Raw genomic sequence first — 23,916 nt, forward strand, 5'->3', positions numbered from 1 at the left:
CTACTCGACCGTGACGGACTTGGCGAGATTGCGCGGCTGATCCACATCCGTCCCCATGAAGACGGCGGTGTAATAGGCCAGCATCTGGATCGGCAAGGTGTAGATGATCGGCGCGATGAGCTCCGGCATGTCCGGCAGCACGATGGTGTGCAGCGTCTTCAACGTGCTTGCCGCAGCGCCTTTCTCGTCGGTGATGAGAATTATCTTGCCGCCGCGGGCAGCCGATTCCTGCATGTTGGATATGGTCTTTTCGAACCAGGAATCGTGCGGTGCGATGACGATGACCGGCATGGCTTCGTCGATCAGGGCAATCGGCCCGTGCTTCAACTCGCCGGCGGCATAGCCCTCCGCATGGATATAGGAAATCTCCTTCAGCTTCAGCGCGCCTTCGAGGGCAAGCGGATAGCTGGTGCCGCGGCCGAGATAGAGGACGTGCTTGACCTGGCTGAGTTCGCGGCTGATCGCCTCGATCTGCTCCTCAAGCTTCAGAACCTGCGTGGCGAAACGCGGTATCTCGGACAGTTCGCGCACAAGCCGCTTCTCGTCTTCCGCATCGATCGTGCCGCGCGCCTTTCCGGCAGCAACGGCCAACGAGGCGAGGACCGCCAGCTGGCAGGTAAAGGCCTTGGTCGAGGCAACACCCACTTCCGGGCCGGCAAGGGTCGGGAAAATCACGTCGGACTCCCGCGCCATCGTCGATTCCCTGACGTTGACGATGGTGCCGATCTTCAGGCCCTGCTGCTTGCAGTAGCGCAACGATGCCAGCGTATCCGCCGTCTCGCCCGACTGGGTGACGAACAGCGCCAGACTATCCTTGGACAATGGCATTTCACGATAGCGGAACTCCGAAGCCACATCGATGTCGACTGGCAGGCGGGCGATACGCTCGAACCAGTATTTGCCGACGAGTCCGGCGTAATAGGCGGTGCCGCAGGCCGAGGCGGCGATACGGTCGATCTTGCTGAAATCGATGGCGCTCGCCTCGCTTCGGATCGTTCCCTTGGCGAAATCGAGATAATTGGCGAGTGTGTGCGAAATCACCTCCGGCTGCTCATGAATCTCCTTTTCCATGAAGTGCCGGTGATTGCCCTTGCTGACGAGGAAGGCGCTGCCGGCGGACTTCTGCACCGGGCGCTTCACTTCGGCTCCGCTCTCGTCATAGATGACGACGCCTCGGCGTGTCAGTACGGCCCAGTCGCCATCATCGAGATAGGACAATCGGTCGGTGAAAGGTGCCAGCGCTATGGCGTCGGAGCCGAGATACATCTCGCCATCGCCATAGCCGACGGCCAGCGGCGGGCCGTTTCTGGCGGCGATCAGCAAATCCTCTTCGCCGTTGAACATGATCGCTATGGCGAAGGCGCCGCGCAGCAGCGGCAGGGATTCGCGCACTGCCTCGACCGGGGAACGCCCGCGATCCATGGCGCGGGTGACGAGATGGGCAACGGTTTCGGTGTCCGTCTCGGTTTCGAACACATAGCCATCGGCTTCGAGCGTCGCGCGAAGCTCGGCGAAGTTTTCGATGATGCCATTATGGATGACGGCCAGGCGCGGCGTCATGTGAGGGTGGGCATTGCGGATGACCGGCGCTCCGTGCGTCGCCCACCGTGTATGGCCGAGGCCGATCGTGCCGCTGAGCGGCTCGGCCTTCAGGGCGTTTTCCAGATTGCCGAGTTTTCCCTCGGCGCGGCGGCGATCGAGCGTACCATTATTGAGCGTTGCAACACCGGCGGAATCATATCCCCTGTATTCGAGCCGCTTCAAGGCATCGACCAGAAGCGGCGCGACCTGTTCCTGTCCGATAATTCCAACAATTCCGCACATTTATCACCTCAACGCTTCGCCAATACCGTTCTGCCGTCTAGTTGCCGGACTGCGGCATGCAAAGTCAATTTTCCTTACCTAATTAAATGGAGATAGACAGGACTAGTCCGGTGGAACTGAAATACGCCTGACTATGCTTTCGGCTTGCCGGCGCGCTTGCGGGCTTCGTATTTCGCCCGGAGCTCGATGGCCCTGCCTTGCTTGATCTCCTGCCTCGCCCGCCCGAAAGCCAGCGAGTCCGCCGGAACGTCGCTGGTTATGACGCTGCCGGAGGCCACATAGGCATTGTCTCCGATCGAAACAGGCGCCACCAGCGATGAATTGGAGCCGACGAAGGCACCCGCGCCGATTTCCGTATGGGACTTGTTATAGCCATCATAGTTGCAGGTTATCGTGCCGGCGCCGATATTGGCCGCTGCGCCGACCGCGGCATCGCCGATATAGGACAGATGATTGACCTTGGCCCCGGCGGCGATCCGGGCATTCTTGACTTCGACGAAGTTTCCGACCTTTGCCTTTTCGGCAAGGTCCGCACCGGGGCGCAGTCGGCCGTAGGGCCCGACCGTGGCGTCGCGCCCGACCCTTGCACCTTCAAGATGCGAGAATGAATGGATGATCGCGCCACTCTCGATGAATACGCCGGGACCGAACACGATATTGGGCTCCAGTGTCACATCCGCCTCGATCAGGGTGTCATGGGCGAAAAACACGGTTTCGGGCGCCTGGATGGAGACGCCGGCCAGCATCATCGCGCGCCTTTTGCGTTCCTGCCAGATGGCTTCGGCCGCCGCGAGCTCGACACGCGTATTGATGCCGATGACATTATCGACCGCCACTTCGATCGCAACCGCGTTGCGGCCCGTTGCATTGGCGATCTCGACGACGTCGGTGAGATAATATTCGCCCTTGGCGTTCTCGTTGGAGATACGTTCCAGGAGATCGAGCGCAGTCTCGCCGCTGAGGGCCATCAGGCCGCCGTTGCAGAAGCCGATGCGCCGTTCCGCATCGCTCGCATCCTTCTCCTCGCGAATGGCGAGAAGGCGGCCCTCTTCCTCGATCAGCCGTCCATAGCCGTGCGGATCGCCGGGACGGAACCCCATGACGACGACATGGGCACCATCGGCCAGTTTCTGCCGCGCACGTTCCAGCGCTTCAGTCTCGATCAGCGGCGTGTCGGCGAAAACCACGAGAATATCGTCATAGCCCTTGGCGATGGCGTCGCGCGCGGCAAGGACCGCATGGCCTGTCCCAAGCCGTTCGGTCTGCTCGTGGACGCTCAGCGCCGGCACGAGCTTGCGAACCGCCTGCTCGACGGCCTCCGCGCCCCGGCCGACGACCAGCGCCATATCCATGCCGCCTGCCGCCTGAACCGCCTTGGCGACATGGCCGACAATGGGCAGGCCGGCAATCGGATGCAGCACCTTCGGCAGTGCCGATTTCATGCGGGTACCCTCGCCCGCGGCAAGTATGATTGTGAGACAGGAACGTTGGGCCATCTTGAACCTTCAGATCGACGGGAAAACCATGTGCCGGCAGGCGTAGCACGGCGCAGGTTTCCAATAGGTAATTTCGTCCCTTTAGCCGAGTTGGCCGAGAATGGGAAATGTTTCGAGCAACCAGAAGGAAAAGGATTGCAATCCGCCGGTGAGGAACAGAATTCCGGTAATGACGAGAAGCCCGCCCATGATCTTTTCGACCTTGCCGAGATGCATTCTGAAACGGCCGAGAAAGCGCATGAACATGCCGGAAAACATGGCGGCAATGATGAAAGGCACGCCGAGGCCGAGCGAATAGACGGCAAGGAGCGTCGCGCCATCGGCGACCGTATCGCGCGCACCCGCCAAAGCCAGGATGGGCCCGAGTACCGGCCCGATGCAGGGTGTCCAGCCAAAGGCGAAGGCAAGGCCCATTATATAGGCGGCGATCGGGCTGGCCGGAGCCCCCTTGCTCTGGAAGCGGGCCTCGCGGGAGAGAAATGCAAGGCGGAAGACGCCGAGGAAGTTCAGTCCCATGAGGATGATGACGATGCCCGCGGCAATGGCGATTTCCTGCTGCCACATGCGCAGGAAGCCGCCAATCGTCGAGGCACCGGCGCCCAGCAGGACGAAGACCGTGGAAAAGCCGAGCACGAAACTGAATGACGAGATGAGCAGGGCCTTGCGGACCGGCGACATGGCGGCTGCTGCGCGGTCGGCCCTGAAATCCTCGACCGTGACGCCGGCCATGTAGCAGAGATAGGGGGGAACCAGGGGAAGCACGCAAGGGGAGAGAAAGGACAATGCGCCCGCCCCCGCGGCCGTGAGATAGGAAACATCCAGCGCCATGTGCGCTCCTTCAAGCTAGATTGGCCGTGGATTAGGCCGAATCCGGGTGAAACTCCAATCACCTTTTCGCCATTCTGCCTTGCGGCAAACCGATATGAGAGCAAAATCCGCTTGAGGGCGGGATAAACGAGGCTCGAAAAGTCCTTTTGTCGCAAAATCGTATAATAATAGCTGTTGACCGATCGGCATCCCGCACATATGTTCCGCCGCACTTCCCGAGGGCTTGAAACGCCTCGCTGGGAGCGCGTAGCTCAGCCGGTAGAGCAACTGACTTTTAATCAGTAGGTCCAGGGTTCGAATCCCTGCGCGCTCACCACATCAAAATCATGAATTTACATAGAATTACAATTTGGTCCGCATGTCTTCTATCGAGGTGCTGCTCGACACTGCATGTGCCACCTCTAACTCGCTGAGCTTCTCGCGCTCGGTGATTGAGTTGCCGGTACCGTAGCCGCCATTTCTACTCCAATCGAGAGCGGACTTGCCGACACGTGCGCGGCAAGCTAACTATTTGAGATCAGGTGATTGGGGGAAGATCGAATGTCTGATGCAGAACCAAGCAAAGGTCCGGCGACTTGGCGTATCATCACGGCCGCAGTGCTGGATTTCTTCACCGCCTTCTTTGTGCTCGGATTTCTAGTTGCAACAATCGTTGGCGGGCGCACATCGAATGGCTTTGAGCTTACTGGCTGGCGAGCGCTGTTGCTATTTGCTTTGATCGTTGTCTACTTCGTCATCTTTAATCGATATTTGGGCGGGACGATCTGGAAGCGTATTCTACGCGCACAGCGCTGAGCTCGGCGGTTTCCCGCCGGGCTCAGCGATCAAGGCTGAGTTGCAGGCGCTTCCAATGAAGCAGTTCTGGAGCCGGAGCAAAGGTGCTCGTCGCATCGAGGGCCCTGATGATGGTTCACACACAAAGCGAAACTTGACTGGCCTGTCGATTGGTCACATAATAGAACATATCATGAACATTCTTGAGAAGAACCGTGACAGCCGCCAACCTCGAAGCGCTAAGGCGCGATATAATTTTTCTTGGAAAGACTTTTCAAAGCAATAGTTTGCGGTCGTTTTTTCATTTTGGGGAAAAGGCCGTCGACAGCGTTTTTCGCGAAGGTCTGCAGCGGGGAGCAATCCATGAAGTCTTTGCATCGCAGGCGGGCGATGCAGGCGCCGCAACGGGCTTCATCATTGCCCTGGCCTTGCGCGCTGCGGCATCGCACAGCCCCATCATCTGGGTCGAAGAGGATTTTGCCGAACGGGAGAACGGGGTTCCCTATGCTGCGGGTCTTCATGATTTCGGCCTCGCCCCCGAGCGTTTGATCATTGTTCGTTGTTCGACATCGCAGGATGTCCTGAAGGCAGCCTGCGACAGTCTCGGCACGGCGGGAATGGGTGCGGTCATCATCGCCCCCTGGAGCAATCCGAAATGCCTGGACCTGACCGCCTCGCGCAAGCTGCTCCTGACTGCGCAGCAAGCCGATACACCGGCATTTCTGCTGCGTCTCGGAGCGGCGCCGGCCGACAATGCTGCCGTTACGCGCTGGATGATCCGTGCCGCGCCGTCCCGCTCGAGCGGAGCCAATGCGCCGGGGCATCCGGTTTTCGATGCAAGCTTGATCCGCAACAGAATGGGAATGACGGGGCGCTGGCTATTGGAATGGGAAAGTGACGATCATGTTTTCAAACTCGGAAAGCCGGTTTCTGGCCCTTTGGTTTCCATACCTTCCTACCGATCGCCTCAAGAGAGAAGATCGGCAACGGGGAACTAATGGGCATCTGGTCATCGTCGAAAAGGCGGCGAATGTGCTGCGCTTGATGGCGGTGGACGAAAAGGCTGCCGCGGCGGGACTGTACAGGGGCATGGCCTTGACCGATGCCCGTGCGCAATTCGAAAAGCTCGATACGGCCTTTGCGGCCCCGCGCCAGGACAATGCCCTCCTGGAGAAGCTGGCGGATTGGTGTGATCGCTATACGCCTTTGGTGGCGGTGGACGAGCCGCATGGGCTGATACTCGATGTGACAGGCTGCCTGCATCTGCATGGCGGCGAGGAGAAGCTGCTGCGCGATATTCATGCCAGCCTGAAGCGCCATGGCATTTGCGTCCGTTCGGCAATCGCCGTCAATCCTGCAGCCGCCCGCGCCCTCGCCCGCTACGGCAATGGCGGGATTGCGGGAGGCGGGATTGCGGGAGCGGATCTGAAACAGCTTCTCTATAGATTGCCTCTCACCAGTCTCGAAGTCGAGCATGCGCATCTTTCGGGGCTGAAGCGGGCAGGATTGTTGACGGTCGGCGATGTGGATGTCCTGCCGCGTGCAGCCTTGACCGCAAGGTTCGGCGCCCGGACGGTCAATCGCCTGGATGCGCTCTTCAGCCGGCACAGCGAGCCGATTTCCCCGCGCCGCATCGTGCCCATCTGCATGGCAGAGAGACGCATGGCGGAACCGCTGACCTTCATGGAGGCAATAGAAGGGGTTCTTCGCGAGCTTGCCGGGGAACTTGCACAGGAACTGAAGGCACGCGTGGAGGGCGCGCGCGAGGTGGAGGCTGTCTTTTTCCGGGCCGATGGAAATATCCGCCGCCTGCGCATCGAGACCGGGCGCCCCGTCACCGACGCGGAAATCCTGATGCGGCTGCTGAAGGAACGTCTCGCCTCGCTCTCGGACCCGCTCGATGCGGGATATGGCTTCGATATTATCCGCCTCGCCGCGCTTCGTGTCGAGAAGACCATGGCCAGGCAAACCAGCCTGGACAATCATGCCGAGGAAACCGACAAGATCGGAACCCTTGTCGACCGCTTATCCATCCGGCTCGGCAGCAAGCGCGTATTGCGGCCGGTATTCGTCGATACGCATATTCCGGAACGCGCTGCCATCCTGGAGCCTGCCACTCTCACCAAGGTAGCGGCCGCTGCCAGATGGAATGCAGGCGATGTTGCAGGCGACCCGCCGCAACGTCCGATCCGCATGTTCCACCCGCCGGAACCGATAGAGGCGACTTTCGAGATTCCCGATGCCGCGCCGGCGCAATTCGTCTGGCGCAAGGCGCGTCACATCATCGTGCTGGCAGAAGGGCCGGAGCGGATCGCCCCGGAATGGTGGCGGGAGAATTCGCGCGCTTTGACACGGGATTATTATCGGCTGGAGGACGATGCGGGGCGGCGTTTCTGGGTGTTTCGCGAAGGGCTTTATGAGCGCAATGACCCTGACCCCAAATGGTTCGTGCATGGAATCTTTGCCTGATGGCCTATCACGAGCTTTCCACCACCACGAATTTTTCCTTTCTTGAGGGCGCATCCCACCCGCAGGAATTGATCCAACAGGCGCATCATCTCGGCCTCGGCGGTATCGGGATTGCAGACCGCAACAGCCTGGCGGGCGTGGTGCGGGCCTATTCCGCGCATAGTGAACTGGTCGAAAGAACCGGCTCGCCCTTGAAGCTGTTCATAGGCTGCAGGCTCGTCTTTACGGATGAAACGCCGGACCTGATCGTCTATCCCCGCCACCGTTCCGCCTATGGCCAGCTTTGCCGCCTGCTCAGCGAAGGCCGGGAGCGGGCCAAAATCAAGGGCGAATGTCATCTTCTTTTCGAGGATTTCAAATTCCGGGCGCGCAATTTCCAGATCATCGTGCTTCCTTCCGCCCATACGGAAGGAAGACTGCTGCATTTTCTGAGGCAATTGCGCAGGATCGCCCCTTCCTGCATCTGGCTTGGCCTTGCCATGCCGCATCACGGCGCGGATAAACGCCGGGCGGAAGCGCTGGCCCGGATTGCAGCGGCGAGCAACGTCCCTCTCCTCGCGCATAATGACGTGCTCTACCATTCCCCTGCTCGCCGCCCTTTGCAGGACGTTCTCACCTGTATCCGCGAACAAGTCACGATTGAAACTATCGGGCGCAGACTGGAGAAGAATGCCGAAAGACATCTGAGGGCGCCGGACGAAATGCAGCGTCTGTTCAGGCATTTTCCTGCGGCGCTGGACGAGACCCAGCGCTTTATCGAGCCGATCAGCTTTTCGATGGCGGAGCTCAAATATAATTATCCGGACGAGCCGGTGCCGAAGGGCAAGACAGCGCAGCAGCACCTGCGCGACGAGACGTGGAGGGGCGCGGCCCGGCGCTATCCGCAAGGCATCCCGGACAAGGTCCGGAAGCTTCTGGAAAAGGAGCTGCGATTGATCGAGCAACTCAAATACGAGCCCTACTTCCTCACGGTCTACGACATTGTCCAATATGCCCGTTCGCAAGGCATATTGTGCCAGGGGCGCGGTTCTTCGGCCAATTCGGCCGTCTGCTATTGCCTTGGCATCACCGCTGTCGATCCCTCGAAGTCAGAGGTGCTGTTCGAGCGCTTTCTTTCGATCGAGCGCAAGGAACCGCCGGATATCGACGTCGATTTCGAGCATGAGCGGCGCGAAGAGGTCATGCAATGGATCTTTGGGCGGTATACGAGAAAGCGGGCCGCGATCATTGCAACGGTGATCTGCTATCGCCCGCGCAGCGCCATTCGCGATGTCGGCAAGGCGCTTGGACTGACCGAGGATGTCACCGGCGCCCTCGCCAACATGGTTTGGGGCAGCTGGGGCAAGACCATCGAGCACGAAGAGATCCGGCAGGCGGGCCTTGATCCCGACAATGGCATGATCCGCCGCGCGATCAAACTGACCAGGGCGCTGATCGGCTTTCCGCGTCATCTTTCCCAGCATGTGGGCGGTTATGTCCTGACCCGGGACAGGCTTGATGAAATGGTGCCGATAGGTCCCGCCGCCATGAAGGACCGCACCTTTATCGAATGGGACAAGGACGATATCGACGAACTCAACATAATGAAGGTCGATGTCCTGGCGCTCGGCATGTTGACCTGTATCCGAAAGGCGTTCGAATTCATTCGCCAGACCAAAGGCGAACATTGGGAATTGGCCACGATCCCTCCGGATGATCAAAAAGTTTACGCCATGCTTTGCAGGGCCGATTCCATCGGCGTCTTCCAAGTGGAAAGCCGGGCGCAGATGAACATGCTGCCGAGGCTTCGGCCGCAAGAATTTTACGATCTGGTCATCGAGGTGGCGATCGTCAGGCCGGGTCCTATCCAGGGCGACATGGTGCACCCCTATTTACGGCGCAGGAAAGGCATTGAAAAAGTCCATTATCCATCGCCCTCGCCGAGATATGGCCCTGCTGACGAACTGGAAAATGTTCTTGGCAGGACATTGGGCGTTCCGCTCTTCCAGGAACAGGCCATGCGGATTGCCATTGTCGCAGCCGGCTTTTCAGCCGATGATGCCAATAAACTGCGCCGTTCGATGGCGACTTTCCGCCATATGGGCACGATCCATGAAATGGAAGAGCGCATGGTGGAGGGCATGGTCGGCCGTGGCTATGACCGAACCTTCGCGCAGAATTGCTTCAACCAGATCAAGGGCTTTGGCGAGTATGGCTTTCCTGAAAGCCATGCGGCAAGTTTTGCAATTCTGGTCTATGTTTCCGCCTGGATCAAATGCCATCATCCGGAGATCTTCGCGGCGGCGCTGCTCAATTCACAGCCGATGGGCTTCTATGCTCCCGCTCAGATTATCCGTGATGCACGCGAGCACGGTGTCGAGGTAAGGCCTGTCGATATCAATTTCAGCGAATGGGACAATACGATCGAGCGGATCGACGCGGATAAGCTCGCTCTGCGCCTCGGTTTCCGCCAGGTGGAAGGCTTTTCCAAGAATTGGGCGAAGACGATCAGCGAGATCAGGCAGAAGCCGTTTTCCGATATGGAGCAGGTGCGGCGTCTGACCCGGCTGGAGCGAAGGGCGTTTGTGCTGCTGGCGGATGCGGACGCGTTTCGCTCCATAGCCATGGACAGGCGCGCGGCTCTTTGGGCGGTTCGGCGGTTTCCCGACAATGAGACGCTCCCGCTCTTTCTCGCGGCGGACACGAATGAATTGGCGGCCGAGGCCGAGACCAGACTGCCCGACATGCGGTTTTCGGAGCATGTCGTTGCCGATTATGAATCGACCCGGTTTTCACTGAAGGGTCACCCCATGCAGTTCCTGCGTGAAATATTCGCGAAAGCAGGCGTTTTGAGCTGCAGGGATGCGACGGCTCTGCCGAACAACAGGCGTGTGAAGCTGGCGGGCATCATCACCGTGCGGCAAAGGCCGGGCAGCGCCAAGGGGGTGGTTTTCATGACCATCGAGGATGAAACCGGCATCGCCAATATCGTGATATGGGAAAAACTTCTCCAAAGGCAGCGCAGGGAAGTCATGGGCTCGCGGCTGATCATGATCGAAGGCGTGGTGCAGAGCGCCGATAATGTCGTGCACATCGTCGCCAACAGGCTGCATGACAAGACGGCGGAACTGCACAGATTGTCGGAGCAGCGTGCCCATCTGCCGGTTTCGCGCAGCGATGAACCGACACATTCATCGCAGATGGAATCGCGGGGGCGTCACCCCCGCAATGAAAGGATGCTGCCGAAATCCCGCGATTTTCACTGATCAGCGATCGGCGCGCAATTTGGCGTCTGGAACGACCACAAGCTTGCCGACAAAGCTCTTGGCCATGAAATCGCTTTGAGCCCGGTGGAATTCCGACAAGGGGTAGACGCCGCCGACCAGCGGCTTGATCCGGCCTTCCTCGATGTAGCGCACGATCCGGCGGAAATCGCCGCGTGTCCCTTGCGACGAGCCGTGCAAGGCGAGCTGTTTCAGATACATGGTGCGCAGGTCGAGTTGAACGACAGGACCAGCTATGGCGCCGGCGGTCGTATAACGACCCTCAGCTCTCAGGATGCGAAGGAGATCATTGAAGATCGCGCCGCCGACAAGATCCGCAACGACATCGATCGGCTTGCCGCCAGCTGCCTTGGCGACCGCATCGACGAGATTGCCTTCGCCGCGGGTGATCACGGCCTCGGCGCCGATGTCGAGCAGCGCCTTCTCCTTGCCCGGTCCGACCAGAGCGTAGGGAATGGCACCTCGAGCCCTCGCCAGTTGGACGATGCCCGAACCGACGCCTCCGGAAGCCCCGGTGACGAGGACCCGCTCCCCGGCCTTCAGCGCAGCACGTTCCAGCATCTGTTCGCCGGTGAGGTAGGCGCAGCAGAACGTCGCAAGCTCGATATCGGTGAGGTCCGTATTGACGAAATGGGCGTTTTCGGCCGGAACCGCCACATATTCCGCATAGCCGCCGTCGCGGCCATGTCCGATATAGTCGATGTCCGCAAGGCTGTCGTCGTCGCGATTATAGATGGAAAAGTCGACCATGACCCGCTCGCCGAGACGTTCGCGCGATACGCCTTGGCCGACCTCGACGATATTGCCGACGATATCCGTTCCCTGGATACGCGGAAATGTCAGCGTCGGCTCCTGCCGGCGCCAGGTGGATACGGCGCCCGCGTCCTCCTCCGTGCCATAGGCGCCCTCGCGAACCCAGACATCGGTGTTGTTCATGCCGCAAGCGGTGATCTCGATCAGGACTTCACCCGGCGCCACGGCTGGCAACGGGGTATTGGTGTTGTAGACCAGCTTGTCCAATCCGCCATGGCCGACCAGTTGGACGGCGGCCATGGTCTGCGTGCTTCTATCCTGCATGGGTCCCTCTCAAAGTGCCCGGGCGACCGATTCCACCGCGTCCGCGGTGGCCTTGACGACGATGTCGACCTCCTCGCGCGTCAGGCACAGCGGCGGCGCAAAGCCGAGAATGTCGCCCTGCGGCATCGCGCGGCCGATGACGCCGCGTTCGGCCAGAGCCGTGGCGATCCGCGGCCCGACCTTGTCGGCAGCGTCGAAGAAGACCCGGTCGTCCTTGTCCGCCACGAATTCCACGGCGGCCATGAGCCCATCGCCGCGCACTTCGCCGACGATCGGATGATCGGCCAGCGCCTGCGCCAGCTGCTCGCGGAAATAGCGACCGGTCTCGCCGGCATTGCGCACGAGGTCCAGCTTGTCGATGAGTTCGAGATTGGCGACGCCGGCAGCGGTGCAGATCGGGTGCGCGGAATAGGTCCAGCCATGGCCGATCGCGCCGAGCGCATCGGAACCGCTGACCAGAACGTCCCAGACCTTGTCGGCAACGATGACGCCGGACAATGGCGCATAGGCCGAGGTCAGTCCCTTGGCGATCGTGATGAGGTCGGGCTTGATGCCGTAATGATCCGATCCGAACATGGTGCCGAGGCGGCCAAAGCCGGTGACGACCTCGTCCGCCACGAGCAGGACGTCATATTTCTTCAGCACTTCCTGGATCTTCTGCCAGTATTGTGCCGGCGGCGGTACGATGCCGCCAGTGCCGAGAATGGGCTCGCCGATAAAGGCCGCCACGGTTTCCGGTCCCTCGGCCAGGATCATTTCTTCCAGCTTGTCGGCGCAATGTTGCGAGAATTGCTCCTCGCTCATCGAGCGGTCGGCGCGGCGGAAATAATATGGCGCTTCCGTATGGAGTATCGGCGCGCGCGGCAGGTCGAAGGCATTGTGGAAGAGTTCGAGCCCGGTAAGGCTGCCGGTCATGACGCCGGAACCATGATATCCACGCCAGCGCGAAATGATCTTCTTCTTTTCCGGCCGGCCGAGGACATTGTTGTAGTACCAGATCAGCTTGATGTTGGTTTCATTGGCATCGGAGCCGGAGAGGCCGAAATAGACGCGGCTCATGCCTTCCGGCGCGCGGTCGATGATCATCTTCGACAGCGTGATCGATGCCTCGGTGCCATGGCCGACATAGGCGTGATAATAGGCCAGTTGCTTCGCCTGCTCGGCGATCGCTTCGGCGATTTCCTGCCTGCCATAGCCGACATTGACGCAGTAAAGCCCGGCGAAGGCATCGATGCTGGTCTTGCCCGTGCTGTCGGTGATACGCACGCCCTCGCCGCCGCTGATGACGCGCGTCGGCGTTTCGCCGCGCGCATGGGCGCCCATATGTGTCGACGGGTGGAAGAAATGATCGCGGTCCCACGCATTGAGTTCGTTCGATCTGTTGAGCATGTCCATGTCCTTTCGTGATTCTCAGTGCGTATCGATGCAGAGATATTTGAGTTCGGTGAAAGCCTCGATGCCATGGCGGGAACCCTCCCGGCCAAGGCCCGACTGCTTGACGCCGCCGAACGGGATCGGCGCGCCGGTGATCTTGACCCGGTTGACGGCGACCATGCCGTAGTCGAGGCTTCGCCCGAGGCGCAGCATGCGCGCGCCGTCCTTGGTAACGACATAGGCAACGAGCCCGTATTCCGTCGCATTCGCCCGCGCCACCACCTCGTCTTCACTGTCGAACGCCGTGATGGCAGCGACCGGGCCGAATGTTTCTTCGTGCATGATCAACGCATCGTCCGGCACGTCGGCGAGCACGGTCGGCTTGTAGAAGAGTTCTCCGGCCTGATGGCGTTTGCCGCCGACAAGGCATTTCGCGCCCTTTGCAAGCGCATCCTCGACGTGCTCCTCCACCTTCGTCACCGCGCGCTCATGCATCAGCGGGCCGATCTCGGCGCCTTCCGTCAGGCCGGCAGCGACCTTGAGCGCAGCCGTCTTCCTGGCGAAGGCCTGGCCGAACGCCTGGACTATCGGCCGCTGCACATAGATCCGGTTGGCGGCGAGGCAATCCTGGCCGGAGGTGGCGAATTTCGCGTTGACCGCTATTTCCGCGGCACGTTCGATATCGGCGTCCTCGAATATGATCAGGGGCGCGTGGCCGCCGAGCTCCATGACGAGGTTCTTCATCGTGGCAGCGCATTGGCGCGCGATGAGGCGGCCAACCTCCGTCGAACCGGTAAAGCTCAAGGCCCTGACCCGCGCATCGTCGCAGAACTTGCCGACGACCTTCGATGCTTCGCCAGTAACGATGTTGAACACGCCGGCCGGAATGCCTGCCCGGTCGGCGAGTTCGGCGAGCGCGAGCGCCGAGAACGGCGTTTCCGATGATGGATGCGCAACGATCGTGCAGCCCGCTGCCAGCGCTGCGGCCGCCTTGCGGGTAAGCATGGCCGAGGGGAAATTCCACGGCGTGACGACGCCGACGACGCCCAGTGCCTCGCGGCGCACCATCATTTCGGCGCCGGCGAGATGGCTGGTGACACTCTCGGCGTTCAGGCGCTTGGCTTCCTCGGCATACCATTCCACGAAGGATGCGGCATATTCGATCTCGCCAAGTGATTCCGCCAGCGGCTTTCCCTGTTCGAGGGTCATGATCAGCGCCAGATCGTCCTTGGCTTCGAGCATCAACTCGTACCAGCGGCGCAGCTTTGCCGAGCGCTGTTGCGGAAGCAGGTCGCGCCAGAGCGGAAACGCGCGGGCAGCGGCATCGATGGCCAGCGACGCCTGTTCGGCATTCAGCTTCGACACCCAGCCGATCGCCGTGCCCGAGGCCGGATCGTTGACTTCGAATGTCTGACCCGCATCGCCGGCGGTCCAATGGCCGTCGATATAGGCAAGCTCGCGCAGCATGCGACGGTCCTTGAGACCGTCGAGCGCGGCGTGCCGGTCTGGTCGTGCAAAATGGGCTGACATAAGGCTCTCCCGAATATGTTCGGGCCCAGTTTGGCGCTTTCATGCGGAGAAAGAGGCTGTTTATGGCCGGGAGAACGGAGAGATTGTCTGTATTGCCGCGGATAGGAGGATATTCTGGCTACGCATCGGGAATGAGATCGGCAACCGGCAGGACCGCATCGTCCTTGACGATCTTCGTCACGATATAGGTGAAGTAACGGTCGATGCCGATCTCCTGCTGCAGCAGATCGTCAACCAGCCGTTGATAGGAATCGATATCTCGCGCCATGACCTTCACGACGTAGTCGACGCCGCCGCCCACGGACCAGCATGCGACGATCTCCGGTATCGTCTTGACCGTCCGTTCGAAACGGTCGAAATCGGCCTGCCGGTGCGCACCGAGCGTGACCTCCATCAGGACGGTCGTTACGGGCGTGACCAGACGCAGCGCAAGCCGCGCGTGATAGCCGGTGATGATGCCGGCCTTCTCCAACCGCCGCAGCCGGGTCCAGCACGGCGTCGGCGAGATGCCGACACGCTCGGCGAGCGCCAGCTTGGTGATGCGCCCTTCCCGCTGTATCGCGTCGAGAATCCGGATATCGATCGTATCGAGCTTGATTGAGGTCATGTTTCGCCTGTTTCGCTATCGCCTAATCATGACGTTGTCATTTTTTGATTGTCAATTGCACTGACTTCGATCACTTATAAATCATGACATTCTGGCAACCAGATCCTGCGGCACTGCGCCGCCCGGCCTATCTCTCGCTCGCCGAACAGATTGCGCGCGCGATTGCCGATGGCAAGCTGGAGCAAGGCGCGCGCCTGCCGACCCATCGAAAGATGGCGGACGATCTGCAGCTTTCGGTGCAGACCGTGAGCCGGGCCTATGAGGAATTGATCCGCCGCAACCTGATTACCGGCGAAACGGGGCGTGGCACATTCGTTTCATCCACCCGCAGCGAGCCCGATCCGCCCTACCTGCCGGAACGCCTCGGCGAAGTCATCGACCTTTCGATCCTGAAGCCGATTTGCGAGACGTCGCATCTCGACCGCATGAAAAAAGCGCTGGCCTGGCTTTCGGAGAGCCTGCCGCCAAGCTCGGCCCTGTCGTTCCGGCCCAACGTCGTATTCCCCCGCCACCGCGCCACGGCGGTGGAATGGCTGCGCCTGTGCGGGCTCGACGTGCATCCGACGAATGTAAGCGTCACCAATGGCGCCACCGCGGCCATGACTGTCGCCCTGATGAGCGTCGCGCCGCCCGGTTCGCGCATCGCGACCGAGGGCATAGGCCATCACACGCTGACGCCCCTTGCCTCCTATCTCGGCCTGACGCTGGACGGGCTGGCCATCGACGACCAGGGCATCGTTCCGGAGGCTCTGGACGAGTGTTGCCGCGAAACCGGAATTCAGGCCGTGTTCGTGCAGCCTTCGGTGATCAATCCCACTGCCGCCCTCATGGGTCTTGAGCGGCGTTTGGCGCTTGTCGAAGTGGCCCGCAAGCACGACATAGCGATTATCGAGAGCGATGTCCTCGGCCCGCTGGTCGAGGATCGCCCTCCTCCGATCGCCGCGCTCGCGCCAGAGCGGACGCTCTATTTCACCAGTTTCACCAAGATCGTGATTCCGGGACTGCGCATCGGCTATCTTGTGGCGCCGGATCGCTATGTCGCCGCGGTGGCAAACCGGCATCTCGTATCCAACTGGATGGCGACGCCGATCATGGCCGAGATCGCCAGCCGCTGGGTCGTCGACGGCACCGCCAGGGAACTCGTGGATTGGCAGCGGGAGGCATTGAGGGCGCGTCACGAGACCGCCGCCGAAATGCTTTCGGACATTCCATTTCTATCGCATCCGCAAAGCCTGCATATCTGGCTGCCATTGACCGGCGAGCGCACCGAGGACGCCTTTGTTGCCCATGCGCGCCTGCAAGGCGTCGCGATAGCGCCCGGCGCATCCTTTCGCATATCGAACTATCCCTGGCATTCGGCGGTGCGCATTTCGCTCGGGTCCACCACCGAAAACGAATTGCGCTCCGGCCTTGCCGTGGTGGCAAATCTCATGCGCGGCGATCTCGAGCATCTGCTGCTCGCCATATGATCGAACTGCCCGATTCTTCAGCACGCTCGCCTAAATTGTCATGATTTAATTTTTACAATTGACATGATTTGATAACTCTCCCATCGTTGGCCATGAGGTTGTCTCAACCAGAAGGGAGACACGCATGCCCCCATCCAACGCCGCCCCGATCATAGAGATTGACGGCATCAGCAAGAGCTTTGGCGCCTTCAAGGTGCTGAACGACCTGTCGTTCAGCGTCAAGCCGCGCGAAAAGCTGGCGCTGATCGGCCCATCGGGCTCAGGCAAGACTACGATCCTGCGCATATTGATGACGCTGGAAGGCATCGATTCCGGCACGATCCGGGTCGATGGCGATAATCTCTACCAGATGGAGCGCAATGGAAAACTGCAACCCGCCGACGAGTCTCATCTGCACAGGATGCGCGAGAAGATCGGCATGGTGTTCCAGCTCTTCAACCTGTTCCCGCATAAATGCGTTCTCGACAATGTCACCCTCGCGCCGATGCTGACAAAAGGCGTTTCCCGCCGGGATGCGGAGAAGCACGCGATGGAACTGCTGGACATGGTCGGACTGGCGGACAAGGCAAAATCCATGCCCTCGCAGCTCTCGGGCGGACAGAAGCAGCGCGTCGCGATCGCCCGCGCTCTCGCCTTGAAGCCGAAGATCATGCTGTTCGACGAGGTGACCTCGGCACTCGATCCCGAGCTTGTCGAGGAAGTGCTCAACGTCCTGTGGCGCCTTTGCCGCGAGACCGACATGACGATGCTGCTCGTCACGCACGAGATGGGCTTTGCCCATGATTTTGCCGACCGCGTCCTTTTCTTCGACCGCGGGCGCATCGTCGAAGACGGCAAGCCGGATGAAATTTTCAGGCACCCGAAACAGGAGCGCACCCAGGCCTTCCTGAAGAAGATCATCGCAGCAGGGCATCGCGTCTGAGGCGCTGAACAAGAAATACCAAAAAAACAACCAGAGGAGTTGGGAACATGAAATTGAAGAGTTTGAGTGCATTTCTTGCAGCTGCCACCTGCGCCAGCATTGCCATGTCCGCGCCGGCGGCCCGTGCAGACGAGGCATTGGACAAGCTGAAGGAACAGGGTTTTGCCCGCATCGCCATCGCCAACGAACCGCCCTTTACCGCCGTGAAGGCGGACGGCACCGTTTCCGGCGCCGGTCCGGATGTCGCCCGCGAAGTGTTCAAGAAGCTCGGAGTCGGCGACGTGGTTGCGTCGATCTCGGAATATGGCGCCATGATCCCCGGCCTGCAGGCTGGTCGTCATGATGTCGTGACCGCAGGCCTGTTCATGAAGCCGGAGCGCTGCAACGCGGTCGCCTATTCGGAGCCGATCCTGTGCGACGCCGAAGCTTTCCTCGTCAAGAAGGGCAATCCGAAGGGCTTCAAGAGCTATGCGGATATCGCCAAGGACGAAAAGGCGACGATCGGTGCGCCGGGCGGTGGCACGGAAGAACGCCTTGCGCTCGAAGCCGGTGTTCCGCGTGAGCGCGTCATCGTCGTCCCGGATGGGCAGAGCGGTCTGAAAATGCTGCAGGACGGGCGCATCGACACCTATTCGCTGCCGGTACTTTCGATCAACGATCTCGTCAAGAAGGCCAATGACCCCAATCTCGAGGTGATCGCGCCGGTACAGGGTGCCCCGGTCTATTGCGATGGCGCCGCCTTCCGCAAAGGCGATACGGCACTGCGCGACGAGTTCGACAAGGTGCTCGCCGAGATGAAGAAGTCCGGCGAATTCGCCAAGATCGTCGAGCCTTATGGGTTCTCCGCACAGGCGGCGATGTCGACCACCCGCGACAAGCTCTGCGCCGCAAAGTAACTCCTCCGTGAAAGTAGAGCCGCCTGCCCGCGGGCGTGGCGGCTCCTCCCACAGCAACGACGAAGGGTGGCTGCAATGGGCCAGTGGGCCGGCTATCTACAACTTATCCTCGATGGCGCCGTCGTCACGATCAAGCTGACGTTGATGGGTTCCGCCTTGGCGCTTGTGATGGCGTTTCTTGCCGGCCTCGGCCGCTTGTCCAGGTTTGCGGTGTTTCGCTGGCTTGCGACGGCCTATATCGAGTTTTTCCGCGGCACGTCGATATTCGTACAGCTGTTCTGGGCCTATTTCGTCCTGCCATTGTTCGGATTTTCGCTGACGCCATTGCAGGCCGGCGTGCTGGCGCTGGGGCTGAATGTCGGCGCCTATGCGGCCGAGGTCGTGCGCGGCGCCATCAAATCCATCGGCAAGGAACAATATGAGGCCTGCATCGCGCTCAACTTCAATCGCTGGCAAGGTCTCCGGCATGTCATCCTGCCGCAGGCATTCGTGCTGATGCTGCCGACCTTCGGCAACAACGCGATCGAGTTGTTGAAAGCTTCGGCCGTCGTGTCCCTTATATCACTGACCGATATGACCTTTCAGGCCCAGGTGGTCCGGGCGCAGACCGGAAACACGCTGTTTCCGTTCCTGACGATCCTCATTCTCTATTTCATCATGGCAAGCGTCATATCCCTCGCAATCCGTGGTCTTGAGCGTTATCTGACGCGCGGCCTCGACGGCATTCGGTCATAGGAGGCAGCGATGGAATGGGATTGGAGTTTCGTCGTACAGATACTTCCCACCCTCATCGAGGGCGTGAAGATCACCATCATCGCCACGCTTCTCGGATCGGTGTTCGCAGCGATCATCGGGCTCGCCATTGCGATCGTCCGTCGTTCGAAGAACCGGCTCATCTCGATGCCGGTCGGCTTCCTGGCCGAATTCATCCGCGGCACACCGCTTCTCGTGCAGCTCTATTTCATATTCTACGTCCTGCCGGATCTCGGCATCACGCTTTCGCCGCTCGTCGCCGGCGTCATCGGGCTTGGCCTCCATTATGGCACCTATGCCGCCGAGGTCTACCGGGCGGGCATCGACAATGTGGCGCGCGGCCAATGGGAGGCGGCCCGGGCATGCAACCTGACGACGCGCCAGACATGGACGCAGGTCATCCTGCCCCAGGCCCTGCCGCCTATGATCCCTGCCCTCGCCAATTATTTCATTGCGATGTTCAAGGAGACACCGCTGCTGTCGGCGATCACCGTTCTGGAACTGATGAACCAGGCCCGCAGCATCGCCAACTACAATTATCGCTATATTGAGCCGATCACCCTGGTCGGTGCGTTCTTTCTGGTCATTTCGCTGGTTTCGGTCGTCGGATTGCGCTGGCTCGAACGCCGCTACGGCAAGATCGACTAGGTGAACCCGATGGACAGCACCACGAATATTCAGCAGAGCAGATATGAACCGGCCTATGACGACAGGCCCGTAGCAAAGCGCGTCGGCCTGGTGATCCTTGCCACCGACCATACGACCGAACCGGATTTCCAGCGGATGGTGGCAAGCCCGGCCATCGGTCTCTACACCGCCCGCGTCCCCTACGCCAATCCGACTACTCCCGAGAACCTGCGCCGGATGCAGCCGACATTGACGGAGGGTGCACGCCTTATCCTGCCCGACGAACCGCTGGATGCCATCTGCTATTCGTGCACGTCGGCTTCGGTCGTCATCGGCGATGACGAGATCGCGGCGGCCATCAATCTTGCCAAGCCGGATGTACCGGTCGTCACGCCGCCGCTTGCCGCCGTGAAGGGATTGCAAGCCCTTGGCGCGCGTCGCATCAGCGTGCTTACGCCCTATACGATCGAGACGAGTACGCCCATGGCGGCTTATTTCGAGGAAAAGGGCTTCGATATTGCGCGCTTTACCTGCCTGGGGCTCGATGATGATCGAAAAATGGCGCGGATTTCACCGAATTCGCTCGTCGAATTGGCCAGGCAGGCGCTCGCGGCGGATAGCGATGCGCTCTTCATCTCCTGCACCGCGTTGCGGTCGGCCGGGGTAGCGGCAAGGATCGAGCAAATGACCGGCAAGACTGTCGTCACCAGCAATCAGGCGACGGCCTGGGCGACGCTGAGGATCTGCGGCGATGCGGCGGCCAAGCCCGAATATGGGCAGCTCCTGACCAAATCCCTGGCGCGTTGGTGATCATGGTCACGGAACCTGTCACCCTGGCGGACATCGAGACGGCGCGCGAGGCCATCCGCGGCCGCGTCTTGCGCACGCCCATGGTCCGCTCCAACGCCCTTTCGGAGCTTGCCGGCGTTCCGGTCCTTCTGAAGCTCGAACATCACCAGACGACGGGCAGCTTCAAGCTGCGCGGCGCGAGCAATGCCGTTGCCCGGCTCGATCAAGCACAGAAGCGCCGCGGCGTGGTTGCTGCCTCGACAGGCAATCACGGCCGGGCGCTGGCCTATGCCGCCAGCCTCGAAGGCATGCGCGCCACGATATGCCTGTCGCGGCTCGTCCCCTCCAACAAGGTCGAGGAAATCAGGCGGCTCGGCGCCGAGATTCGCATTGTCGGCAAATCGCAGGATGATGCACAGGAGGAAGTCGAACGGCTCGTGGAACAGGAGGGGCTGATCATGATCCCGCCCTTCGACCATGCGGCGATCATTGCCGGCCAGGGCACACTCGGTCTCGAGATCGTCGAGGATGTGCCGGACGTGACCTCCGTTCTGGTGCCGCTATCCGGCGGCGGGTTGATTGCCGGGGTGGCTGCTGCCGTCAAGGGCCGCGCGCCGAACGCCAGGATCGTCGGCATTTCGATGGATCGCGGCGCGGCCATGTATGCAAGCCTGGCCGCCGGCAGGCCGGTTCTCGTCGAGGAGAGCGAGAGCCTGGCGGATTCGCTCGGCGGCGGCATCGGGCTCGACAACCGCTTCACATTCGCCATGGCCCGCGCGCTCGTCGACGAGGTCATCCTGCTCGACGAAGAGCAGATCGCCGCCGGTATCGTCCATGCCTATCGTGAGGAGCGGGAAATCGTCGAGGGAGCGGCGGCGGTGGGCATAGCGGCAATCCTGGCCGGAAAAGCAAGGCTCGACGGGCCGACCGTCATCGTCCTTTCCGGGCGTAATATCGATATGAACCAACATCTTAAACTCATCTGCTCGGAAAGCGCTTCATCATGGCCAGAATGACGATCCTGACCGAGGCGGATCTCAGGAAGATCGTGCCTCTCGATATTGATGCAGTAGCCTGCGTCGAGGATGCGTTCCGCGCACTGGCGACGAAGGCGGTGGCAATGCCGCCCATTCTGCGGCTCGACATTCCGGAATATCGCGGCGAAGTCGATGTGAAGACCGCCTATGTCCCCGGAATCGACGGTTTTGCGATCAAGATCAGCCCCGGCTTCTTCGACAACCCCAAGCTCGGCCTTCCGAGCGTCAATGGAATGATGGTGCTGCTCAGCAGTCGCACCGGGCTGGTGGAAGCCTTGCTGCTCGACAATGGCTATTTGACCGATGTGCGCACCGCGGCCGCCGGGGCCGTGGCGGCAAAGCATCTCTCCCGCGCCGACGCCAGTGTCGCGACCATCTTCGGTGCGGGCGTGCAGGCTGGCCTGCAATTGCAGGCATTGACGCTCGTCCGGCCGATCGCTTCGGCCCGCATCTGGGCACGCGACATGGCCAAGGCCGAACAGGCGGCGCGCGCGTTGACGGAGCAGCTCGGCTTTCCCGTCGCGGCCATCGCCGATCCGCAACAGGCCGTTCACTCGGCCGACATCATCGTGACGACGACGCCCTCGGATACTCCCATCCTGCAGAAGACATGGCTCCAGCCCGGCCAGCACATCACGGCGATGGGTTCCGATGCCGAACACAAGAACGAGCTGGCGCCCGACATCATCACCTGGGCCGATGTCTATGTCGCCGACAGCCTCAAACAGACGAGACGGCTTGGCGAACTGCACCATGCCATCGCCGCCGGCCTCGTCAAGTCGGACGATGAATTTGCCGAGCTCGGCGCCGTCGTCGCGGCGACATCGACAGGCCGCCTGTCGCAGACCGACATAACGATAGCCGACCTCACGGGAACCGGCGTCCAGGATACCGCCATAGCCACCCTCGCCCGCGACCGCGCACGAAAGGCGAAGGCCGGCACAGATTTCGAAAGTTGATGGGCTCATCGGCCCGAGCATGAGGTAATGAACATGATCGAACCAAATCTGAAATTCACCAGGCAGGAATTTGCCGACAGGCTGGCCAAGACGCGCGCGGCAATGGCAAAGCGCGGCGTCGATCTGCTGATCTGCAGCGATCCCTCCAACATGGCCTGGCTGACGGGCTATGATGGCTGGTCGTTCTACGTGCACCAGGCTGTCATCGTGCCGCCGGAAGGCGAGCCGGTCTGGTATGGCCGCGGCCAGGACGCCAATGGCGCCAAGCGGACCGCCTATCTGAACCATGACAATATTGTCGGTTATGCCGACCATTACGTTCAGTCGACGGAACGCCATCCGATGGATTTCCTGTCGCAGATCATCACAGAGCGCGGCTGGGACAAGCTGACCATCGGCGTCGAGATGGACAATTACTGGTTCTCGGCGGCGGCCTACGCCGCGTTGCAGAAACATCTGCCCAATGCGCGCTTCCTCGACGCCACGGCGCTCGTCAACTGGCAAAGGGCGGTGAAAAGCCCGACGGAAATCGACTATATGCGCAAGGCGGCGCGCATCGTCGAGCTCATGCATCAGCGCATCGTCGACAAGATCGAGCCGGGAATGCGCAAATGCGACCTCGTGGCGGAGATATATGATGCCGGTATCCGCGGCACCGACGAATTCGGCGGCGATTATCCCGCGATCGTGCCGCTTCTTCCCTCGGGCATCGACGCTTCGGCGCCGCACCTGACTTGGGACGACAAGCCGATGAAATCCGGCGAAGGCACGTTCTTCGAGATCGCCGGCTGCTACAATCGCTACCATCTGCCGCTTTCCCGCACCGTGTTTCTCGGCAAGCCGACGGACGAGTTTCTGGATGCGGAAAAGGCGACACTCGAAGGCATGGAGGCCGGGCTCGCAGCAGCCAAGCCGGGCAATACCTGCGAAGACATCGCCAATGCCTTCTTCGGCGTGTTGAAGAAATACGGCATCGTAAAGGACAACCGCACGGGCTATCCCATCGGCATATCCTATCCGCCGGATTGGGGCGAGCGCACCATGAGCCTGCGTCCCGGTGACAAGACCGTGCTGCAACCCGGCATGACCTTCCATTTCATGACCGGCCTGTGGCTGGAAACGATGGGCCTCGAGATAACCGAAAGCATTCTCATCACGGACACGGGTGTGGAATGTCTCGCCAACGTGCCGCGCAAGCTGTTCGTGAAGAATTGAGGCAGCC

20 protein-coding genes and 1 tRNA gene are annotated in these 23,916 nt (G+C 60.8%); 14 read left to right on the plus strand and 7 right to left on the minus strand.

The annotated features are described in order from the left end of the window. The 3 genes from glmS to M8997_RS05470 all read right to left on the minus strand — a co-directional run bounded on the left by glmS (position 1) and on the right by M8997_RS05470 (position 4,148). Positions 1-1,824: a glutamine--fructose-6-phosphate transaminase (isomerizing) gene (gene glmS / locus M8997_RS05460; protein WP_250018727.1), complete on the minus strand. Its 1,824-nt coding sequence runs from the start codon at positions 1,822-1,824 to the stop codon at positions 1-3. 131 nt (positions 1,825-1,955) lie between these two features. Then, positions 1,956-3,320: a bifunctional UDP-N-acetylglucosamine diphosphorylase/glucosamine-1-phosphate N-acetyltransferase GlmU gene (gene glmU, locus M8997_RS05465; protein ID WP_250018726.1), complete on the minus strand. Its 1,365-nt coding sequence runs from the start codon at positions 3,318-3,320 to the stop codon at positions 1,956-1,958. An 81-nt stretch (positions 3,321-3,401) separates the two neighbouring features. Then, the gene (locus M8997_RS05470) at positions 3,402-4,148 is read right to left on the minus strand and encodes a cytochrome c biogenesis CcdA family protein (protein ID WP_250018725.1); all 747 of its coding nucleotides are present in this window, start codon (positions 4,146-4,148) and stop codon (positions 3,402-3,404) included. Positions 4,149-4,388: 240 nt separating this feature from the next. Here M8997_RS05470 and M8997_RS05475 point away from each other — a divergent pair. The 5 genes from M8997_RS05475 (at position 4,389) to M8997_RS05495 (ending at position 10,636) form a co-directional block, all read left to right on the plus strand. After that, positions 4,389-4,464, plus strand: a tRNA-Lys gene (locus M8997_RS05475). A 224-nt stretch (positions 4,465-4,688) separates the two neighbouring features. Then, positions 4,689-4,943, plus strand: coding sequence for a hypothetical protein (locus M8997_RS05480; protein ID WP_250018724.1), 255 nt, complete (start codon positions 4,689-4,691; stop codon positions 4,941-4,943). Between the two features lie 266 nt (positions 4,944-5,209). Next, positions 5,210-5,920, plus strand: coding sequence for an ImuA family protein (locus M8997_RS05485; RefSeq protein WP_250018723.1), 711 nt, complete (start codon positions 5,210-5,212; stop codon positions 5,918-5,920). Between the two features lie 13 nt (positions 5,921-5,933). Then, positions 5,934-7,391, plus strand: a complete 1,458-nt coding sequence (locus tag M8997_RS05490) for a DNA polymerase Y family protein (protein WP_250018775.1) — start codon at positions 5,934-5,936, stop codon at positions 7,389-7,391. Beyond that, on the plus strand, positions 7,388-10,636 hold the full coding sequence (locus tag M8997_RS05495; RefSeq protein WP_250018774.1) for an error-prone DNA polymerase: 3,249 nt from the start codon (positions 7,388-7,390) through the stop codon (positions 10,634-10,636). Before M8997_RS05490 ends, M8997_RS05495 begins: the two co-directional genes overlap by 4 nt. Here M8997_RS05495 and M8997_RS05500 read toward each other — a convergent pair whose 3' ends face one another. The 4 genes from M8997_RS05500 to M8997_RS05515 all read right to left on the minus strand — a co-directional run bounded on the left by M8997_RS05500 (position 10,637) and on the right by M8997_RS05515 (position 15,242). Then, complete coding sequence (locus M8997_RS05500) at positions 10,637-11,731, minus strand: alcohol dehydrogenase family protein (protein ID WP_250018722.1); 1,095 nt, start codon at positions 11,729-11,731, stop codon at positions 10,637-10,639. Between the two features lie 9 nt (positions 11,732-11,740). Beyond that, positions 11,741-13,120: an aspartate aminotransferase family protein gene (locus tag M8997_RS05505; RefSeq protein WP_250018721.1), complete on the minus strand. Its 1,380-nt coding sequence runs from the start codon at positions 13,118-13,120 to the stop codon at positions 11,741-11,743. Between the two features lie 21 nt (positions 13,121-13,141). Further along, positions 13,142-14,635 (minus strand): NAD-dependent succinate-semialdehyde dehydrogenase, encoded by a 1,494-nt coding sequence (locus tag M8997_RS05510; protein WP_250018720.1) that lies wholly within the window; start codon positions 14,633-14,635, stop codon positions 13,142-13,144. 118 nt (positions 14,636-14,753) lie between these two features. Beyond that, the gene (locus tag M8997_RS05515) at positions 14,754-15,242 is read right to left on the minus strand and encodes an Lrp/AsnC family transcriptional regulator (RefSeq protein WP_250018719.1); all 489 of its coding nucleotides are present in this window, start codon (positions 15,240-15,242) and stop codon (positions 14,754-14,756) included. 83 nt (positions 15,243-15,325) lie between these two features. Between M8997_RS05515 and M8997_RS05520 the strand changes: the two genes are divergently transcribed. From M8997_RS05520 to doeA, 9 genes are all read left to right on the plus strand, one after another. Then, positions 15,326-16,711 carry a PLP-dependent aminotransferase family protein gene (locus M8997_RS05520; protein ID WP_250018718.1) on the plus strand — a complete coding sequence of 462 codons (1,386 nt, stop codon included), beginning with the start codon at positions 15,326-15,328 and terminating at the stop codon, positions 16,709-16,711. Positions 16,712-16,835: 124 nt separating this feature from the next. Next, positions 16,836-17,633, plus strand: a complete 798-nt coding sequence (gene ehuA, locus M8997_RS05525) for an ectoine/hydroxyectoine ABC transporter ATP-binding protein EhuA (protein ID WP_250018717.1) — start codon at positions 16,836-16,838, stop codon at positions 17,631-17,633. Between the two features lie 47 nt (positions 17,634-17,680). Next, on the plus strand, positions 17,681-18,529 hold the full coding sequence (gene ehuB / locus M8997_RS05530) for an ectoine/hydroxyectoine ABC transporter substrate-binding protein EhuB (protein WP_250018716.1): 849 nt from the start codon (positions 17,681-17,683) through the stop codon (positions 18,527-18,529). A 75-nt stretch (positions 18,530-18,604) separates the two neighbouring features. Further along, positions 18,605-19,264 carry an ectoine/hydroxyectoine ABC transporter permease subunit EhuC gene (gene ehuC, locus M8997_RS05535; protein WP_250018715.1) on the plus strand — a complete coding sequence of 220 codons (660 nt, stop codon included), beginning with the start codon at positions 18,605-18,607 and terminating at the stop codon, positions 19,262-19,264. Between the two features lie 9 nt (positions 19,265-19,273). Beyond that, on the plus strand, positions 19,274-19,930 hold the full coding sequence (ehuD, locus tag M8997_RS05540) for an ectoine/hydroxyectoine ABC transporter permease subunit EhuD (RefSeq protein ID WP_250018714.1): 657 nt from the start codon (positions 19,274-19,276) through the stop codon (positions 19,928-19,930). 9 nt (positions 19,931-19,939) lie between these two features. Further along, positions 19,940-20,719, plus strand: coding sequence for an ectoine utilization protein EutA (gene eutA, locus M8997_RS05545; protein ID WP_250018713.1), 780 nt, complete (start codon positions 19,940-19,942; stop codon positions 20,717-20,719). A 2-nt stretch (positions 20,720-20,721) separates the two neighbouring features. Continuing rightward, on the plus strand, positions 20,722-21,714 hold the full coding sequence (eutB, locus tag M8997_RS05550; protein ID WP_250018712.1) for a hydroxyectoine utilization dehydratase EutB: 993 nt from the start codon (positions 20,722-20,724) through the stop codon (positions 21,712-21,714). Beyond that, complete coding sequence (gene eutC / locus M8997_RS05555; RefSeq protein ID WP_250018711.1) at positions 21,702-22,694, plus strand: ectoine utilization protein EutC; 993 nt, start codon at positions 21,702-21,704, stop codon at positions 22,692-22,694. The genes eutB and eutC overlap by 13 nt, the downstream gene beginning before the upstream one ends. Before the next feature lie 33 nt (positions 22,695-22,727). Further along, positions 22,728-23,909 carry an ectoine hydrolase DoeA gene (doeA, locus tag M8997_RS05560; RefSeq protein WP_256473152.1) on the plus strand — a complete coding sequence of 394 codons (1,182 nt, stop codon included), beginning with the start codon at positions 22,728-22,730 and terminating at the stop codon, positions 23,907-23,909. Positions 23,910-23,916 lie beyond the last annotated feature (7 nt).

The organism is Phyllobacterium sp. 21LDTY02-6, assembly GCF_023554255.2.
In the GTDB taxonomy this organism is placed as follows: Bacteria; Pseudomonadota; Alphaproteobacteria; order Rhizobiales; family Rhizobiaceae; genus Phyllobacterium.

What these genes read in the sequence shown, in the direction of transcription:
- ehuB (WP_250018716.1), top strand. Translation starts at nt 17,681, where the DNA reads ATGAAATTGAAGAGTTTGAGTGCATTTCTTGCAGCTGCCACCTGCGCC.
- glmU (WP_250018726.1), bottom strand. Translation starts at nt 3,320, where the DNA reads ATGGCCCAACGTTCCTGTCTCACAATCATACTTGCCGCGGGCGAGGGT.
- eutB (WP_250018712.1), top strand. Translation starts at nt 20,722, where the DNA reads ATGGTCACGGAACCTGTCACCCTGGCGGACATCGAGACGGCGCGCGAG.
- M8997_RS05500 (WP_250018722.1), bottom strand. Translation starts at nt 11,731, where the DNA reads ATGCAGGATAGAAGCACGCAGACCATGGCCGCCGTCCAACTGGTCGGC.
- M8997_RS05480 (WP_250018724.1), top strand. Translation starts at nt 4,689, where the DNA reads ATGTCTGATGCAGAACCAAGCAAAGGTCCGGCGACTTGGCGTATCATC.
- doeA (WP_256473152.1), top strand. Translation starts at nt 22,728, where the DNA reads ATGATCGAACCAAATCTGAAATTCACCAGGCAGGAATTTGCCGACAGG.
- eutC (WP_250018711.1), top strand. Translation starts at nt 21,702, where the DNA reads ATGGCCAGAATGACGATCCTGACCGAGGCGGATCTCAGGAAGATCGTG.
- M8997_RS05515 (WP_250018719.1), bottom strand. Translation starts at nt 15,242, where the DNA reads ATGACCTCAATCAAGCTCGATACGATCGATATCCGGATTCTCGACGCG.
- ehuC (WP_250018715.1), top strand. Translation starts at nt 18,605, where the DNA reads ATGGGCCAGTGGGCCGGCTATCTACAACTTATCCTCGATGGCGCCGTC.
- ehuA (WP_250018717.1), top strand. Translation starts at nt 16,836, where the DNA reads ATGCCCCCATCCAACGCCGCCCCGATCATAGAGATTGACGGCATCAGC.
- M8997_RS05510 (WP_250018720.1), bottom strand. Translation starts at nt 14,635, where the DNA reads ATGTCAGCCCATTTTGCACGACCAGACCGGCACGCCGCGCTCGACGGT.
- M8997_RS05520 (WP_250018718.1), top strand. Translation starts at nt 15,326, where the DNA reads ATGACATTCTGGCAACCAGATCCTGCGGCACTGCGCCGCCCGGCCTAT.
- glmS (WP_250018727.1), bottom strand. Translation starts at nt 1,824, where the DNA reads ATGTGCGGAATTGTTGGAATTATCGGACAGGAACAGGTCGCGCCGCTT.
- M8997_RS05470 (WP_250018725.1), bottom strand. Translation starts at nt 4,148, where the DNA reads ATGGCGCTGGATGTTTCCTATCTCACGGCCGCGGGGGCGGGCGCATTG.
- eutA (WP_250018713.1), top strand. Translation starts at nt 19,940, where the DNA reads ATGGACAGCACCACGAATATTCAGCAGAGCAGATATGAACCGGCCTAT.
- ehuD (WP_250018714.1), top strand. Translation starts at nt 19,274, where the DNA reads ATGGAATGGGATTGGAGTTTCGTCGTACAGATACTTCCCACCCTCATC.
- M8997_RS05505 (WP_250018721.1), bottom strand. Translation starts at nt 13,120, where the DNA reads ATGCTCAACAGATCGAACGAACTCAATGCGTGGGACCGCGATCATTTC.